This is a genomic window from Patescibacteria group bacterium (assembly GCA_041665585.1).
GTDB lineage: Bacteria > Patescibacteriota > Gracilibacteria > JAHISY01 > JAHISY01 > JAHISY01.
This window is the reverse complement of sequence record JBAYIN010000002.1, coordinates 1-16,761: the sequence shown is the minus strand read 5'-3', so window position 1 is coordinate 16,761 and position 16,761 is coordinate 1. Positions and strand designations below refer to the sequence as shown.

At 48.7% G+C, this 16,761-nt stretch carries 12 protein-coding genes and 1 tRNA gene; 7 read left to right on the top strand and 6 right to left on the bottom strand.

Annotated features, from left to right (window positions below; translation table 11 throughout):
* Positions 1-6: 6 nt before the first annotated feature.
* Genes WCV72_01310 through WCV72_01295 form a run of 4 tightly spaced genes read left to right on the top strand, consistent with a single transcriptional unit; the run spans position 7 to position 5,081 of the window.
* Complete coding sequence (locus WCV72_01310; GenBank protein MFA6458013.1) at positions 7-1,224, top strand: S-layer homology domain-containing protein; 1,218 nt, start codon at positions 7-9, stop codon at positions 1,222-1,224.
* The gene (locus WCV72_01305; GenBank protein ID MFA6458012.1) at positions 1,214-3,844 is read left to right on the top strand and encodes a cation-transporting P-type ATPase; all 2,631 of its coding nucleotides are present in this window, start codon (positions 1,214-1,216) and stop codon (positions 3,842-3,844) included. Before WCV72_01310 ends, WCV72_01305 begins: the two co-directional genes overlap by 11 nt.
* Positions 3,841-4,752 (top strand): lytic transglycosylase domain-containing protein, encoded by a 912-nt coding sequence (locus WCV72_01300; GenBank protein ID MFA6458011.1) that lies wholly within the window; start codon positions 3,841-3,843, stop codon positions 4,750-4,752. Before WCV72_01305 ends, WCV72_01300 begins: the two co-directional genes overlap by 4 nt.
* Positions 4,753-4,793: 41 nt before the next feature.
* Positions 4,794-5,081, top strand: coding sequence for a hypothetical protein (locus WCV72_01295; protein ID MFA6458010.1), 288 nt, complete (start codon positions 4,794-4,796; stop codon positions 5,079-5,081).
* Between the two features lie 6 nt (positions 5,082-5,087).
* On the opposite strand, the gene WCV72_01290 is transcribed toward WCV72_01295, so the two are convergent.
* Positions 5,088-6,185: a mechanosensitive ion channel family protein gene (locus WCV72_01290; protein ID MFA6458009.1), complete on the bottom strand. Its 1,098-nt coding sequence runs from the start codon at positions 6,183-6,185 to the stop codon at positions 5,088-5,090.
* Positions 6,186-6,290: 105 nt separating this feature from the next.
* On the opposite strand from WCV72_01290, the gene WCV72_01285 reads away from it, so the two are divergent.
* Positions 6,291-7,577 carry a putative glycoside hydrolase gene (locus WCV72_01285; protein ID MFA6458008.1) on the top strand — a complete coding sequence of 429 codons (1,287 nt, stop codon included), beginning with the start codon at positions 6,291-6,293 and terminating at the stop codon, positions 7,575-7,577.
* Here the strand turns inward: WCV72_01285 and fba are convergent.
* A complete protein-coding gene (gene fba, locus WCV72_01280; protein ID MFA6458007.1) occupies positions 7,574-8,503 on the bottom strand; it encodes a class II fructose-1,6-bisphosphate aldolase in 930 nt (309 codons plus the stop codon). The genes WCV72_01285 and fba overlap by 4 nt on opposite strands.
* A 331-nt stretch (positions 8,504-8,834) precedes the next feature.
* Between fba and WCV72_01275 the strand changes: the two genes are divergently transcribed.
* Positions 8,835-9,740: an AEC family transporter gene (locus WCV72_01275; GenBank protein ID MFA6458006.1), complete on the top strand. Its 906-nt coding sequence runs from the start codon at positions 8,835-8,837 to the stop codon at positions 9,738-9,740.
* A gap of 21 nt (positions 9,741-9,761) precedes the next feature.
* Positions 9,762-9,837, top strand: a tRNA-Trp gene (locus WCV72_01270).
* Between the two features lie 322 nt (positions 9,838-10,159).
* Here WCV72_01270 and WCV72_01265 read toward each other — a convergent pair.
* The 4 genes from WCV72_01265 to WCV72_01250 form a co-directional block, all read right to left on the bottom strand.
* Entirely contained in the window at positions 10,160-11,113 is a 954-nt protein-coding gene (locus tag WCV72_01265) for an NAD(P)-dependent oxidoreductase (protein ID MFA6458005.1), read from the bottom strand.
* Positions 11,114-11,122: 9 nt separating this feature from the next.
* Complete coding sequence (locus WCV72_01260) at positions 11,123-13,297, bottom strand: PKD domain-containing protein (protein ID MFA6458004.1); 2,175 nt, start codon at positions 13,295-13,297, stop codon at positions 11,123-11,125.
* Between the two features lie 9 nt (positions 13,298-13,306).
* Positions 13,307-13,858, bottom strand: coding sequence for a hypothetical protein (locus tag WCV72_01255; protein MFA6458003.1), 552 nt, complete (start codon positions 13,856-13,858; stop codon positions 13,307-13,309).
* Between the two features lie 8 nt (positions 13,859-13,866).
* Positions 13,867-16,761 (bottom strand): hypothetical protein (locus WCV72_01250; GenBank protein MFA6458002.1); only part of this gene is annotated, 2,895 nt, incomplete at its 5' end.

Sequence of the window (16,761 nt, the reverse complement as noted above, 5' to 3'; positions counted from 1 at the left end):
GCCCCAATGCTACGCAAATTTTTTCTCAAAGTTTTACTTGTTCTGCTGCTCACCGTTTCCAGCGCGGCAGCACTCACCGACCCTGAGCCCAATCCTTTCGCGAGTCCCCTCGCCGGAGAAAAAGTTTTCACGGCGACGGTGACCGAAGCGAGTGCGGAAATTTTGTCAGTCAAAAATTCCGACGGTGCGACTTCCTCGGGACGGATGGAAGCCATCGCGAAATACCGTGACGGCGGCGGTCCGGCTGCGGCGGGAGAATTTTTCCCGGGCGACAATGTCCGAGTTTTGGTGAATGCGCAGAATGTCATTCTGGCGGCGCAAGATTCCAATTTGCTTTTGTGTGACCAAAATTTTTACGGCTGGGTGCGCGAGCCGACGGCGACGACCTTCACGCTCGAGACAGTCGAGGGCGAAAAATACACTGTTTTAATCGGTTCAAAAACTCAATTCCGCGACGAAAATTCCAAGATTCTTTTCGGCTACGCGCCGCGTGCGGATGATGTCGTCAAAATTCACGGCGTCGTGAATACGAATGTCCGCCAAATTTTCACGGAGACTTTCGGTGCTTATATTTCACTGCTCGACGAAAATGCGCTCGCGCCTTTTCTTGCGGCACTCGCAGAGAAGAAAGCGGCGGCGGCGGCGGAGCTGGCGAAAAAATTAGCCGAACAGGTTTTCGGCGATGTCTCGCCGGATGCCGCATTTTTTTACGCCATCAATTTCATCGCCAATGAAAAAATCGTGGCGGGTTACGATGACGGCAATTTCAAACCGGGTGCCGAGATGAATCGCGCCGAATTCACCAAAATCCTGATTCAGACGCGCTTCGCGGATGAGCTCGCCAATTTTGAGCTCGCCGAAAAATGTTTTCCGGATGTCGAGCTGACCGACTGGTTCGCACCTTTCGTCTGCTTCGCCAAAGCCAATGGCATCATCAGCGGTTATCCCGATGGTGAATTCAAGCCGGCGAATCCGGTCAATCTCGCCGAAGCGATTACGATTCTCGTCCAGGCTTTTGATTTTTCCGTCGAAAAAAATTCCGCGACGGAGTGGTTCGCTCCTTATTTGCAAAAAGCTCAGCAGCTCCAAATTTTACCCACGGATTTCGCGGCGACGAATGCCAATCTGACGCGCGGGCAAATGGCTGAGCTCGTGATGCGCGCACTGAAATACACCCGCGGCGAGCTCGTCGATTATCTCGAAAATCTACCGAATGCCAATTAGCTCCGCCAAGACGGGACTCACGAGTGCCGCAGTTTTCGCGAATCGCCAAAAATTTGGAGCGAATGTGCTTGCCGTCAAAAAGCCGGAAAGTTTGTGGCTGAAATTCGCGCGGCAATTTTTCGATTTGCTCGTTGTCGTTTTACTCGTGGCGGCCGGGATTTCCTGCGCTTTCGGCGAGATCGTCGATGCGCTCGTGATTTTCGGCATTGTTATTTTGAATGCTGTGATTGGTTTTTTCCAGGAATTCAAAACGGAAAAAATGCTGGAAGCGCTGCAAAAATTAATCGCGCTCAAGTCGAAAGTTTTGCGTAACGGTAAAATTCAAATCGTGCCGGCGAGCGAAATTGTCGTCGGAGACATTTTGATCCTCGAAGAAGGTGTCAAAGTCGCGGCGGATGCGCGCCTTTTCGCAATCGACGAGATTCTCATGGATGAATCGATTTTGACCGGCGAGTCCGTCAGCGTTCACAAATTCCTCGACACCAAGAATCCGAACTTGGCGCAGATTTTTTCGGGCACGACAGTCGTGAGTGGTGGTGGTCGCGCGGTCGTCACCGCAGTCGGTACGGCGACCGAATTTGGCAAGATTGCTGAGCTTACGACGACGACCCAGAAATCCGCCTCACCGCTCACTAAGGAAATGCAAAACATCGGAATTTTTGTCAGCAAAGTTGCGTTTGCCGTCTCAGCCTTACTTTTCATTTTCGGCTATTTTTTGCGCGGTTATTCCTTCGTCGAGTCACTGCTCTTCGCGGTCGCAGTCGCGGTCGCGGCGGTGCCGGAGGGTTTGCCGGTGACGATCACGACGGCGCTGGCACTCGGGATGCGGCGGCTGGCGGAAAAAAACGCGCTCGTCAAAGATTTGAAATCCGTCGAGACGCTCGGTGCGACGACCGTCATTTGCTCAGACAAGACCGGTACTTTGACGCGCAACGAAATGGTCGTGCGCCGCGGCTGGCTCGCCGGACACGGCGAATTCGAAGTGACTGGGAGCGGCTATGATCCGCAGAGCGGCAAGGTCGAAATCGTCCGCAAAAATCTCGACGCCCAAAAATTATTCTCGATTTTCGATGCGGTGAATGATGCTGAGCTTGAGCAGAAAGGTCGAATTTGGAAAATGGTCGGCGATCCGACCGAGGCGGCTTTGAAAGTTGCTGCGCGCAAATTCGGCATTACTCAGAAGTGGCGGCGGACGCAAACTTTCCCTTTCGACTCGAATCGTAAATTAATGAGTACGGTTATTGGCTCGGAAATTTTTGTGAAAGGTGCGCCGGAAAAATTGCTTGCGCGCTGCACGCACTTTTTCGAAAATGGCAAAATCAAAAAACTCGATGCGAAGACGAAGAAGCGCGTGCTCGCCCATGCCGAATTTTTCGCGGATGACGCGCTGCGCGTACTTGGTGCGGCGTTTCGCTCTGTGAAAAAAAGTGAAAAATTGACACCCGCGCAAGCTGAAGCGAATTTGGTCTTCGTCGGCTTGCTCGGCATGTACGATGCGCCGCGGCGCGAAGTGCGCGAGGCGGTCGAAGCGTGTCGGCTCGCCGGTATTCGCATTACTGTCGTGACGGGCGATTTTGGCGTGACGGCGCGGGCGATTGCACGCGAGCTCGGTATCGCCGATGAAAAAACGCGCGTGCTGACGGGTGACGAATTACAAAAATTATCCGACCGTGAACTCGAGAAAATTCTCGCGAAAAAGGCGAACATCATTTTCGCGCGGGTGCAGCCGGCGGACAAACTGCGCATCGTCGAAATTTACAAAAAACTGGGTGAAGTCGTGGCGGTGACTGGTGATGGCGTGAATGACGCGCCCGCGCTCAAACGCGCCGATATCGGCGTGGCGATGGGTCGCTGCGGTGCAGATGTTGCGAAAGAAGCCGCGAGCCTCATCTTGACCGACGATTCATTTGCGACGATTGTCGATGCGATTTCCGAAGGACGACGAATTTACGGGAACATGCAGAAATTTATCGCTTATGTTTTCGCCTGCAATATCGGCGAGCTAGTCACCGTCGTGGCGTCGATTCTCCTCAATCTGCCGCTCTTGCTCACGGCCGTGCTCATCTTGCTCGTCGATCTAGGTACGGATATGCTTCCCTCACTCGCGCTCGGTGTCGATCCTGCTGATCCGCTCGCGATGCGTGAGCCGCCACGCGATCCGAATTCGCGCATTTTGCGCGGTCGCTTTATTTTGCGTTTTTTATGGATCGGAGTGGTGATTGGTTGCTTGGTGCTCAGCGGATATTTCGGCATGTTGCTCCACGAGGGTTGGCATTTCGGCGAAGCGCTGACTGGCAGTTCTCTGATTCACATTCGGGCGAGTTCGTTCGCCTTCGCGACACTTGTGATTATTCAGCTTTTCAATCTTTTCAATTTCCGTTCGGCGACACTGTCGGCTTTTTCCCGACACATCCAAAAAAATCTTTTCCTTTGGTTCGCGATCTTGGTTTCGGTCGGACTCGTGCTAATCGTCGTCGAATTTCCGCTCGCCCAAAAAATATTCTCGACAGCGCATCTTTCGCTTGCCGAATGGTCGGCGGTCGTCGTGCTCAGCGCCAGTATTCTATTTTTCGAGGAAATCCGTAAAATTTTCGCGCGATTTTTAACTACCAAGAATTGAAGTTTCATCAGACCTTGCTTGCCCGCCGTTCCTATTTTTCGTTCATTTTTTGGGGTGTGATTTTGCTGGCAATCTTTTTGTTTTTCAAAATCGTGCTGGGCGGTGGTGAAAAAATTCTGCTCTCGCGCACCAACCTGCTGAAAGTGGACTGGCCGACCGATTTGGAATTTTGCGGCGAGAAGGTACCGCTCGATGATTTCTATGTCCGGGAATCTTGGGAAAAAGAATTTCTCGTCACGCTCGCGAGTGATTACCAAAATATTTTGTATCTCAAACGCGCGCCAAAATATTTTCCAACCATTGAGAGCGAGCTCAAGCAACGCGGCTTGCCGGACGATTTGAAATATCTGGCGGTCGCAGAATCGGCCTTGCGTGAGGATGTCACGAGCTCGGCGGGTGCGGTCGGACTGTGGCAATTCGTTCCCGCGACGGCGGAGAAATACGGCTTGCGTGTGGACGACGCGATTGACGAGCGCAATAATTTCGAAAAATCGACTCCGGCAGCGCTCGATTATTTGGAGTTTTTACACGAGAAATTCAGCTCGTGGACGCTCGCGGCGGCGGCTTACAATTCCGGCGAGAACGGTCTGGCGCGGCGGATCGACGAGCAGCTCGTGGATGATTACTACGATTTGTATTTGAACGACGAAACCTCGCGTTATCTTTTCCGGATTCTCGCAGTCAAGGAAATCATGCGTGATCCCGAAAAATACGGTTACGAGCTGGATGATGGCGATTATTTCGCTTGGCCGAAATTCGCAGTCCAGACAGTCGTCGGTCCGGTCGCCGATCTCGCTCAGTTCGCGAGTGAAAATGCGACGACACTGCGCGCGATCAAAGAGCTCAATCCGTGGATTGTGGGTAATTCCTTACCGAGTGGTAGTTTCGATGTGAAGATTGCGCGCTGATTATTTATCAGGCAAAATTATGCCTTATTTAATTTTTGACGATGACAGAATTTGAAGTTCCAGGAATTGGCACAGTCATTATTGACGGAAGTTCCAGCAAGCATCCATTTTTTAAGATGAAAGAGGATATCTGTTCTTTAACTTTGGTCCAAGCTGCTGAGAATTTTATATCTGTGCCTGCTTTGCGTAAGAGAGTAAAGCTTCTTCTCCCTGACGGGAGATTAATTCCAATTTGCGAACTTTCCGAAGAAAAAAGAAACGCGATTAAGGCAATTTTTATTCAAGTTGCCCAAAAACAGCAAGAACAGGAAGAAGAATGTGATCTTTAAAATTAACTACTTCGCCAAGAAAATCGTCTGAGTTGGGAAAGCCATCTCGATTTTTTCCTTTTCAAAAGCGTCCATCAAAGCGAGATTGATGGATTGTTGGATGTCCATGTAGTCGTTGTATTCGCGGCTTTTCACGAAGTAAACGACTTCGAAATTCAAGCTGAAATCGCCGAATGCTTTGAAATGCACACGCTCGAGCTCGGTCAAATTTTCACTCGCGATAATTTTAGCGACGATTTTGGGAATCTTTTTCAGCTTCTCAGTCGGTGTCGCATAGGTCACGCCGAAGGCGAAGCTCACGCGTCGCTTCTTCATGCGTTTGAAATTTTTGATGCGCGCTGAGGTGAGTTCGGCATTCGAGACTACCAGCTCCTCGCCCTGCAAGGTCGTGATACGCGTGGTTTTCAGTCCGATTTTTTTTACTGTGCCGCTGTCTGTCCCGAGGACGATGTGGTCGCCGATTTGAAAGGGTTTGTCGAAATAAATCGCGAAGCTCGAAAAAAGATCGCCCAAGACATTTTGCAGCGCGAAGGCGACGGCGATGCCCCCGACTCCCAAGCTCGCGACCAGCGTCGAGACTTCGAAGCCGAGATTTTGCAAAATAACTAATACGCCGATCGACCAGAGTGCGATGTTCAAAATAATTTTAATGCCATGCAGCGCCGTTTCGTTTTCCTCATTTTTCATCAGTGTCTTCTCGATCATGTAGCCGAGAAATTTTTGTAAAAAAAGTAGACCGCGGTACATTACGATAATCAGAAAAATCGTTCTAAAAATACGACCAACGCTTTGATTCTCCAGCTTGATGACGAGCGGATAAAATGCGACGAACGCCGCCACGACCTGGTAAAAATGCGTCGGAATGCTGTCCAAAAATTCGACCAGAGTGATATACAGATTGCTTTGAGTTTTTTTGCCGAGCTTCTTCAGATTGTTGACGATGTGTCGGCGGAAAAAGCGAAAAAGCAGCAGCAAAACCGCGAAGGCACCAAGGGCGAGGATCCACTGCAGCGCAGGAATTTTGAAAATTAAGAACTTATTCAAGATCTTGATGTACGGCTCTAGAGATCCAATCCAAGACTGCAAAGATGTGAGTGCATTCATTTTTTGGTTTTTAACTTTCGGAAATTTTAGCAAATTCAGTTAATATCAAATTAAAATAAAATTGACTTTATATCAATTTTAGTTTAAAATACATAAATACAAAATATGCAAGAAATTATAAACGAATCGAGTTCTGACGCGAGAATGAGGCTCTCATCTACGATTTTTAATTTTGTGATTTTATTTTTGGTGCTTACGACTACTTTCGTGAGCGGTAATATTTTTACGATAGCACTCGAAAATAGGCAGACTGAATACATTCTTTTCACAGCGCCTTCTGAAATCTACAATAGTACTTATTTGGCCTTCGAGGGTGATGTCGAGCGCGATATTGAACGATTTGTATTGGACTCAGCTCCTGAAATTGAACTATCGCCTGATCCAGCTGCGCGGTATGAAGCAAAGCAAAAAATTGAACGAAACGAAGCAAAGCAAAAAATTGGTGTTTATATCCACATAAACAACATTACGAATAAAAATTTTTTAAAGAACGAAATCAGAGAATTACAAAAAATCGAAAATTCGACAGTCATTTTCGATGTAAAGGGCAGCTTCGTTTATTTCGATTCCAATTCAGAAATTGCCAAAAAATACGGTTTGAAAAAGCCGCTCTATGATTTGCCGACCATCGTCACCCAGCTGGAATCAGCTGGGATTTACACCATTGCGCGCGTGATTGGCGTCAAAGATCCAGAGTTCGCTTTCAAAAATCCGCAGGTCTGGCTGAAAAATCCCTGGACGAATACGCCGGTGCCAGAGTGGGTCGATCCTGCGAATGCCGAAGTTTTGGAATACAACCGGCAGGTCATCTCTGAGATTGTCGCGGCGGGAGTCGATGAAATCAATCTCGATTTTGTGCGCTATCCCGACAAATTCACGAGCGCGTGGCTCGGAATTTCGGGACAGGAAAAAACAAAAAACATTTTAAATTTTGTGAAAATGGCGCGCGAGGCGATTGACGCACAAAAAATGAATGCCGTTTTGAGCATCGATACTTTCGCGGTGCTACCCTGGGATGATGGTGCGACTGAGGCCGCCCTCGGTCAGGATATTCGTGAGCTTGGCGAGCTGGCTGACATCATCGCCCCGATGCTTTACCCAGCGACTTTTTCCCGCGACAATCCGAATTATTCCCTGAAAGGAGAAAGCTTCGAATACTCGACGGTTTATCTCACGCTGCGAAAATACCGAGAGGCTCTCGGTGAAAATGCCGATAAATTACGACCATGGATTCAGGGTTATTACAATTCCGAGAAAGAAATCGCCGATCAGATCAAAGGTGTTTTCGCCGCGGGAGTTTGTGGCTTCATGGTCTGGGATATCCAAAACGACTACACCGAAGTCTACAAAATTCTCGGCACAATCGAGCGACCGGAGAATTGCCGCGACTAAATTTTTCCCGCTGAGCCGAGGATGTCAATTTTGTGCTCGACCATTTGCTGCACTGCATCTCGCGCTGCGCCGAGGAATTTGCGTACATCGAAATTCTCTGGAAATTCAGCCAAATTTTTACGCACGGCAGCGGTCATGCCGAGGCGGATGTCGGTGTCGATATTTACTTTGGCGACCCCGCACTGCGTAGCTTCGGTGATGGCTGCTTCCGGCACGCCCTGCGAATTTTCGACTTTGCCGCCGAAGGAATTAATTTCCGTGACAAAATTTTGCAGCACCGAGCTGGCGCCGTGCAGTACGAGCGGAATTTTGACAGCTTCCGCGATTTTGCGGCAGCGCTCGAAATCCAACTTCGGCTCGACACCGAGCGGGAATTTGTACGCGCCGTGACTCGTCCCAATCGCGACGGCGAGTGAATCGACGCCGGTTTTCGCGACGAATTCTGCGGCTTGCGCTGGATCAGTGTATTTTCCCTCGCCTCTCGCGACGATGACATCGTCTTCCATCCCTTCCAATTTTCCGAGCTCGCCTTCGACGACGACGCCTTTCGCATGCGCGTAATCCACGACTTTTTTCGTCAGGGCAATGTTTTCGGCGAACTCAAATTTCGAGCCGTCGATCATCACGCTGGTGAAACCGTGGTCGATACATTCTTTGCAGATTTCGAAATCCTCGCCGTGATCGAGGTGAAAGACGATTGGGATTTCCGAATAAATATCCGCCGCGCCTTCCATCAATTTCCGCAAGAAAATCGCGCCGGCATATTTCCGCGCGCCAGCTGAAACCTGCAAAATTATAGGCGATTTCTTCGCGCGGCAACCTTCCATGATTCCCTGGATGATTTCGAGATTGTTCACATTGAACGCGCCGATGGCAAATTTCTCGGCGAGTGCTTTTTGGAAAATTTGAGTGGAAGTAGTAAGCATGAGGAAGGATTAAATTGGTAAGAAGTAAGTTAGTAAGGATTAAGAAGTAAGAAGTAAGTTTTAATTGTCTTTCCTGTCCCCGATCAAGGTCGAGGATAAACTCCAGCGGGAATCCAGAATTTGAACTTTGAACTTTAGGCTTTGAACTGTCGCATGAATTGCTCGATTCTCAATCGAGTGAAGATGACGAGTCAAGTTCACTGATTTTTCGCAGTTTAGGTTTCAAACTAATAAGTTTCAAATTTAAAAAACTAAGTTTTAACCTGCGAGATATCTCGTGGGTTAGCTAGATTAACTAGGTGTTAAAATTATTTAACAAAACTTTTCCCGAATGCCAATCCTCTTCACGCTCGGCACGCTCGCGCTCGTCATTTTTCTGGGCTGGTTTGCTCGCCATTTGAAAATTCTTTCCAGCGCGCACACTCGCGGGATGAGTTCGTACATTTATTATTTCGCGCTCCCCGCGCTTTTTTTCGAGCAAATTACGCGTACTGATCTCACGACGATTGATTCGAAGATTATCATCGGCTCAATCGCGCCAATCTTGGCACTCGTCGCATTGCTGCTGCTTTTGCATCTCGTGAAAATTCTTTCGAAGGAAAATTTTGTGTTGCTTGCGCTCGCGATTGTTTTTGGCTCGAATGCTTTTTTTGGCATCACCTTTTTCCAGGCTTTCGCTGGAGCTGCCGGATTGAAATTCGCGGTCATTTCCTCGTCGGTGCTCGGTCCGGTCGGCATCGCACTTACGATTTATCTTTTCGAATACGCGACGGCGCACGGCAAGGCTTGGTGTTTTTGCGGCAAAATTCTGCGCAATCCGCTTATCATCTCGATTCTCGCCGGTGTGGTTTTTTCCATTTTAAAAATTCCGTTCACGCCAGTTCTCGATGCGGCGGCGATGCTCGGTCAGACTGCCGGACCGCTCGCGATTTTCGCGCTTGGCGCATTCATCTTCGAGAATTTCTCGGTCACGGAATTCAAAAAATCTCTGCCCTTCTCGCTTTTTCGCTTGCTCGCGCTCCCCGCTGCCACTTTCTTACTTTTGAATTTTTGGCTCAAGCCGACCGGACAGTTGCAAGAATTTTTACTTTTGCAGTCGGGCATTCCGGCGGCGATTTCGCTCTCGGTTTTCGCAGAACGCTACAATTTTCGAGTTGCGACGATTTCGAATTTCGTCGTCGGGACCTCACTCGGCAGCTTCGTGATTATCGGAATCGCGTATTTCCTCGTCAATTGATAAAATCCCGCTCACGCAACTAGGCCCATAGTGTCAGTGGTTAGCACGCCGGTCTCCAAAACCGGAAGCGAGGGTTCAAATCCTTCTGGGCCTGCCAACACTCCAAAGATTTTTACGCAAATCTCGAAATCCAGAAGTTCGGAGGGTCATTGGGTCATGGGTTCGGAGGGTCATTAGGTCTTAAGTCGCTAAGTCTTTAAGTCATTGAGCCAGTCATTTATTAAACTTGCGGAAGTCTACAAATTTTTAAATTTTTAATTTTATAAATAAATCCTAAACCCAAATTTTTAAAAATTAGAAATTGAAATTTATTTAAAAATTACAAAATTAAGAATTAGAAAATTACCCCTCTAGAGACTTGAAAATATTCAAAAATTCTACGCGGCTCAAGTCTCGAAACAATTTAGAGATTCGCGTTTCTAGTGTCCTACAATCTGGTGCGTGAGTTTTTTGTGTTTCAAAAATTCGTCGATTGAACGGAAACCCTCGGCGTACATTTTGTCCGTCGTCTGGTCGGTGTAAAAAGCGACATGCGGTGTGATGATGACGCGCGGCAGATGGAGGAGCTCGCGATCTTCGCGCAGGTTGTCTTCGTGCTCGACGACATCGAGAGCGACGCGGCAGAATTTCCCTTTTTTAATCGCTTTCACCAGCGCTGGCGTGTCGATGAGTTTGCCACGCGCGGTATTGATCAGCACGACGCCGGTTTTCATTTGGGCGATTGTTTTCGCGTCGATGAAGTGCTCGGTCGCAGGAAAGAGTGGCAGGTGGAGTGAGATGATGTCGGAATTTTTTAACAAAAAGTTGAGCGAGGTGTAGCGAAAGTTTTTGAGTTTTTTGAGTTCGGGATTTTTGAATTTGTCGAAGCCGAGGACTCGCATCAGAAATCCGTCGCTTCCAATTCGACACACTTGCGCGCCGATGCGTCCGGTTCCGATTACGCCGAGAGTTTTATTCTTCAGTGCCATGCCGCGCAGACCTTCCCACGAAAAATTATCGTGCGCGGTGCGCTCCTCGCCCTCGAGGACATTGCGGCAGCTCGAGAGCAGCAGCGCGAAAACATGTTCGGCGATGGCATGTGAGCCGTAGTCCGGCACGAAGGCCGCCGGAATTTTGTGCGCGGCGAGATATTTCAGATCGAGGTGGTCGTAGCCCGCGGTGCGTGTGACGACCAATTTCAAATTGGGCAGTGCCTTTAAATTCGCCGCCGAAAAATCGGAATGCACCATGCCGCACAAAACTTCCGCGTCGCGGCATTTCGCCAGAATTTTCTTTCCAAAAGGCTCAGTGAAAATCTGCGCTTGCGGATATTTCCGGCGAACCAATTTGGTGTCGATTTTCTCGACCTCAAAGAAATAAATTTTAGGCTGCAATTTTAGGAATTAATTGGCGGTGACGATTTTGCTCGTCTGGGAAACATTATTGAAGGGATCGTAGATGCGCAAGATGACTTCGTATTTTCCGGCTTTCTCGAAAATATGACTTGGTTTGTCGTTTGTGCTTGTTGTGCCATCGCCGAAATCCCACTCAATTTTATTGAAATTACCGCTCGACGAACTGGAGTCGAATGAAATTGCGAGTGGCGCTGGTCCGACAGAACGAGAGAGTGTGAACTCTGCAATAAGCGAAGCGTTTGAAGCCACTATTTTTAAAGTGTCAGAATACTTATTCCCATCGTCAGTGTGAAGTGTAAGGCTCACAACATATTCTCCGACAATTCCAAAAACATGCGAGGTTTGGGCGCGGTCATAAATAAAACTCTCGCTTTTACTATTTTTCGAGTCGAAGTTCCATTCATAAGAAATAGTTTTTTTGCCGCGGGGAACGCGCGAGCCGGAAGCATCAAAATTGACTGTGAGTGGAGCTGGACCAGAGAGCTGATTTGTGCCGAAGTTGATAATAGCGCTTTCTTCTTCTACATTGACTGGGATTTTTGCGCGTGATTCGTTGCCGTCGGCGTCAGTGATGCGAAGGGTGGTTTCGTATTTTTGTGAATCAATAAATTCATGTTTGACGAGACTGCCTTCTTCATCCCAGAGGCCGTCGCCGTCAAAATCCCATTCGTATTTTACGATGTTTCCATCGGAATCAGTCGAACTCATTCCGTCGAATTCAACTGTGAAGGGCGCTGGTCCGGTGACTATTTTTTTTGCGCCACTTGCTGCAGGTGTCGTAGTGATGATAGCTTTTGGAGCGAAGCTTGCATCGTTTACAATAATTTCGCTGGTGACAGTACTTATTTGGCCGTTGGCCAAGGTCGCGATAAGCGAGACAGGATAATTTCCGGGTTTTTCAAAAGTATATTTTGTGCGTTGTCCCAGTAATTTTGCGAGTCCATCGCCGATTTGCCACTCGTATTTTTCGATTCGCGAATTTTGCAGACTTGCCTTTTGGTAATTGGCGAAGAGCGTGACTGTGAGTGGAGCATAGCCACTTTGGGGAGTGGACTCAATCCAAATGTCCGCATCGACTGTATTGATCGGCTCACGCACGCTGATGATTTTTTTGAAAGTCTTGGTTTCATGTGTGCCACTGTCGTTGAAATCGGCTGATGTCACCGTGAGGCTGACGACATGATCACCAATCTTGTCAAAAGTCCATTCGGCTGTGCCGTATGTCGCGGCTTCGCGGTCGGGACGGTTGTCGCCATTCAAATCCCAACTGAAATTAATAATCTCGGCACCGTCCGGATCCTTGATGTCATTGGCGTCAAGTTCAACGGTCAGCGGTACATCGCCTGACGATTTGTCAGCTGCGATTTCTCCGTAAATCTCTTGTTTGCCAATCGAAATTTCGCGTTGGTATTCGCGCGTCTCAATCGGACCGCCGCTTTTGGGTTGTAATTTGACGACCAATTTGACTTCATAAAGACCATTATTTTCGCCGCGATCTTGAAAATAAATTTTGTTCTTCGTGCCGGTTGCATCGACATTGCCGTCACCTTCTTTGTCCCATTCGTAACTAACGATGTTGTAATTTTTGGCAAACTTAGATGTGATTCTTTCCGCCGAAAATTCAATCTGCAGTGGCGAAGTGAGATTCAGTGTGTCGACTGGATTGGTCACGATTTCCACTGGTAAATCTGGTTCTCGGATTTCGAATTGGCTGAAGTAACCATAAACCACAGACCACAGCGTCACGACAATGATGAAAATAATCAGACTCAAAAGCGAGCGTTTGGTCGCGCGTGATTTTCCGACAATATTATCCGGACTTGCCAGCAATCGGCGTGAAATTCCAAGGATCAAAACAATTAAGCTGATGAGAGCGATTGCGCCAAACAAAAAATTTACCATGCCAATCGACCAATTTTTGAGACTGGTCGGATTGAGACCGAGACTCGTAATCGTGCTTTCGTCGGCGCTGAGACCAAAAGCCATCGCTAGCAGCAGAATCAAAAATACCAATAAAAATATAAAGAGGCAGCCAAAAGTTATTCTTTTGGTATTTATCGGCTTACGCGCGGGAACTTTTTTTACGAGTTCTTTGCTCGGAGCAGGAGCTTCCTCGTGCAGCGGCGCGATTTCATCGAAGTCGGCAAGATTTTGGTTTTCCATTTTTGAGGATTAAATGTCATGACCGGTCGGTCCGGTGGTGATGAGAGTATTAACCAGGGAGTATGCGATCATGATTACGATAATTCCGACGACCACCCAAATTATAATGTTTTTGGCTTTTTTGGCTTGTTCGTCATTGCCCATCGAGGTGACATACAGAAAGCCGGCATAGATCAAGAAGATCATCGCGATGAGCGCCAAGAAGCTGAGAAAAAAATTGGTCCATTTGAGGATTGCCGCGCGGAGGTTGGTTGTGCCATCTATGCCAGTAATGACGATACCGGCGTAAGCATCCGGATTAGGGGCGACGAGACACTCACTCCCACCGCAGCCAGGCTGTTTCGCGACTCCGCCACCCGTGCTGAAGCTAAATCCGTCGGTCGAGATGTCGAGACCGACTCCACCCAAGACTCCGTCGAGTATGCCGCCGAGATTTATATCAAGATCCGCCATGAGATTTTGACCTGCCATCCTGCCAAAAATCGCCGTGCCGACAATGAATATGCCGAGCACGATGCCGATTGCGACTTTTTGAACGAGAAATATTTTTTTGGATTTCATGTAATTTTTTAATTGCTGTAATTAACATCGACCCCGCCGCCGCTAACATTGACATTTGTGCCATTACTGCTGCTACCGCTGCTGCCCGAGAGCAGTGTATTGACGATGGCGTAGGCTGAGAAAATAATGATGATACCGATGACCACCCAGATGATAATGTTTTTGGCTTTTTTGGCTTGATCTTCGTTGCCAGCGGCAGTGAGGTAGAGGAAGCCGGCGTAGATGAGTGCCGCGATCGCGATCACGCCGACGAAAGGTAAAGTGAAATTTGTCCAGCCGGTGATCGAGCCGATGGCATCGCCATAGGTGTTGCCTTTGTAATTCGAGGCGAACGCGGTCAAGCCTTTGGCTGAGCCGATGCCGTCGAAGACCGTGCCGGAAGAAGTGGCTGAACCGGCAGCATCGGTCGAGATGCCGAGTGCTCCGGCGACTGCGCCGATACCGGCGCTGAGGGCGCCGGTGGCTCCGCTGATGAATCCGCCCACGACCTCGAGTGGCGCCGAAACAACTGAGCCAATAAATCCGCCCGCTTCCGTTGCTCCGCCCTTGATCATGTCCCAAGTTCCGACTCCGTCTGCTTCTGCCTTCAGATATTTCGCTTCAAATTTATTCTTGAGTACGCTGAGCTGCGGACTGGAATCAGCTTGTTTATTTATTCCAAGCCATTCACGAGGAGATTCGACTGCTGGTTCGTCACCACCGAAGAGACTCCACGCCTTCAGATATTTCGCTTCGAGGCTGCTCGTGAGCGGGTTGAGATTGGTGACGGTTGTGGCGGCGGCTTCTTCCGCCTTCAATTGATCGAGTTTTTTCTGCAGAGGTTCTATTTCTGCTTCAGCGGCGATGGTTCGGCTGGAGGTCAGATTTTGGAGGTCAATAATAAATTTTTGGTATTCTTCTTTTTGGGCTATCCAGGCAATGATTTCGCTCTGACATTTACTAGTAGTCGGGCTACCAGATGTTAAATCGTTGCGAATTGTCGTGACGCTTGCGCGAATGCTAATCGCCGCAGCTGTGTTGTAGCTTTGCACAGCGTCAACAATTTTTTGCAGCTCAGCTTCGATCAAGCCGCCCTGAGTTGTGATAGTTGCTGAATTTCCCATGACACGGCGAATTTCTTCGATACTCTCCGTGACGAGAGTGTAAGCCGAATCGTTTGATAAGCCGAAAATTTGACCTCCTATTCTATCTAATTTGTCCTGGACCACGGTCGCACTCGGATTGCTGGATGTTAGATTGCTGCGAATCGCCGTGACATTCGTTTGAATGCTCGCTGCTGCAGTCGTGCCGTTACCAGTGTTCACAATATCCTGTAGTGCTTTTTCGATCGTATCGCTATTAGCTATGATTGGCGATGCTTGAGTGTTCACGATATTGCGAATCGTCGCGATGCTCGCCGTGACTTTGGTGCGCTCCGCATCGGTCGACAAGTCGGGAACAGCAGCCTCTAGCATATCTAATTTTCCTAGAATTGCTGTCTTACTCAGAGTAGAGATGTTCGCGTCAGATTTCGCGTCAGCGCGGATGTTATCCGCCGCATGCACGGTGTCATCCTTCACTGCAGCCACAATTTTCTCCAGCTCTTTTTCGATCAAGTCGCCTTGAGTCGCACTAATTGTGTCCGTCTCAACCGGAGTGCTTATAGCCGCGCGAATTATTGCGATGTTCGTCGTGATGGAGGTGTACGCCGAATTAGTCGACAAACCGGAAACTTGACTGTCCATTTTAGTTAATTCCGTCCGGATTACATTCGCATCTAGATAAGCTCCCATGCAGCTTTGAAGACTGGCAGTCTTGGTTTGAAAATCTGCGCGCTGGCTGGCTTCTTCTGCCTCAATCGTGCCGATTTCTTCCTCGGAAAAAAGATTGTCAGCGATTTTCTGGATTTGAGCTTCGAGCGCGGTAATCTGTGCTTTGCGGTTTACCGCTGCGCCCTGATTACTAATTAGCTTGCGAATTGCGTCGACTCCGTCACGCACGACATCTTTTTGGTTCTCAGGTAAGCCTGAGATTTTGGCTTCGATTGCTTGCAGGTTAGATTCGACTTCTTCCAGGCTGACATTTCCTTCAGTCACATCGCTGATGGCTTGTGCAAGATCACGAATGACTTCAGTGTCTTCACTCAGTCCGACAATTTTTCGAATATTTGCGACGCTGATCATGACGGCTGTTTGCGCGGAAGACGAGAGAGAAGACGCGTGATCTGCTATCTTGTCTAATTCACCTAGAATCACGCTTGCTGATGGACTGTTGGCTAAATTACTTCGAATGGTTCCGACGCTTACCAGGATGCTGCGTGCGGAGCTACTACTGTCGCCCTGCACCGCAGTCTCAATTTTTTGTAGCTCAGTTTCGATGACACCTGCTTGGGTGACGACAGGCGGAGGGTTCGTCACTGCGGAAGTCCCGACGATACTGCGAATTTTCGTGATGCTCGTCATGACGGCATTGCGCTCAGAATTCGTCAACAAGCCATCAATTTGACTCTCCATTTTAGTTAATTCGGCCAGGACCACGGTCGCACTCGGGCTACTAGATTTCAGGTTCCCGAGAATCGCAGTCACGCTTGTGCGAATGCTGGTCGCCGCAGCTGTGTTGTCATTGACCATAGCATCCACAATTTTCTGCAGCTCAGTTTCGATCAAGCCACCCTGAGTCGTGACAACTGTAGTGTTCGTTACCAGAATACTGCGAATTTTCGTGATGCTTGCCGCGACGAGCGTGCGTTCGGAATTCGTCAGCAAGCCGTCAATCTGATCCTCCATTTCAGTCAATTCCGCCAGGATTACAGTCGCGTTCGGATTACTGGATTTCAGGTTGCTGCGAATTGCCGTGACACTCGTGCGAATACTCGCTGCTGCCGTCGTGTTGTCACCTTTCACCGCGGTCTGGATGTTATTCAG

Excerpts from the sequence above, each read along its gene's own strand:
- WCV72_01275 (MFA6458006.1), top strand. The coding sequence starts at position 8,835 with ATGCCAATCCTCTTCACGCTCGGCACGCTCGCGCTCGTCATTTTTCTG.
- WCV72_01260 (MFA6458004.1), bottom strand. The coding sequence starts at position 13,297 with ATGGAAAACCAAAATCTTGCCGACTTCGATGAAATCGCGCCGCTGCAC.
- WCV72_01290 (MFA6458009.1), bottom strand. The coding sequence starts at position 6,185 with ATGAATGCACTCACATCTTTGCAGTCTTGGATTGGATCTCTAGAGCCG.
- WCV72_01310 (MFA6458013.1), top strand. The coding sequence starts at position 7 with ATGCTACGCAAATTTTTTCTCAAAGTTTTACTTGTTCTGCTGCTCACC.
- fba (MFA6458007.1), bottom strand. The coding sequence starts at position 8,503 with ATGCTTACTACTTCCACTCAAATTTTCCAAAAAGCACTCGCCGAGAAA.
- WCV72_01305 (MFA6458012.1), top strand. The coding sequence starts at position 1,214 with ATGCCAATTAGCTCCGCCAAGACGGGACTCACGAGTGCCGCAGTTTTC.
- WCV72_01285 (MFA6458008.1), top strand. The coding sequence starts at position 6,291 with ATGCAAGAAATTATAAACGAATCGAGTTCTGACGCGAGAATGAGGCTC.
- WCV72_01255 (MFA6458003.1), bottom strand. The coding sequence starts at position 13,858 with ATGAAATCCAAAAAAATATTTCTCGTTCAAAAAGTCGCAATCGGCATC.
- WCV72_01295 (MFA6458010.1), top strand. The coding sequence starts at position 4,794 with ATGACAGAATTTGAAGTTCCAGGAATTGGCACAGTCATTATTGACGGA.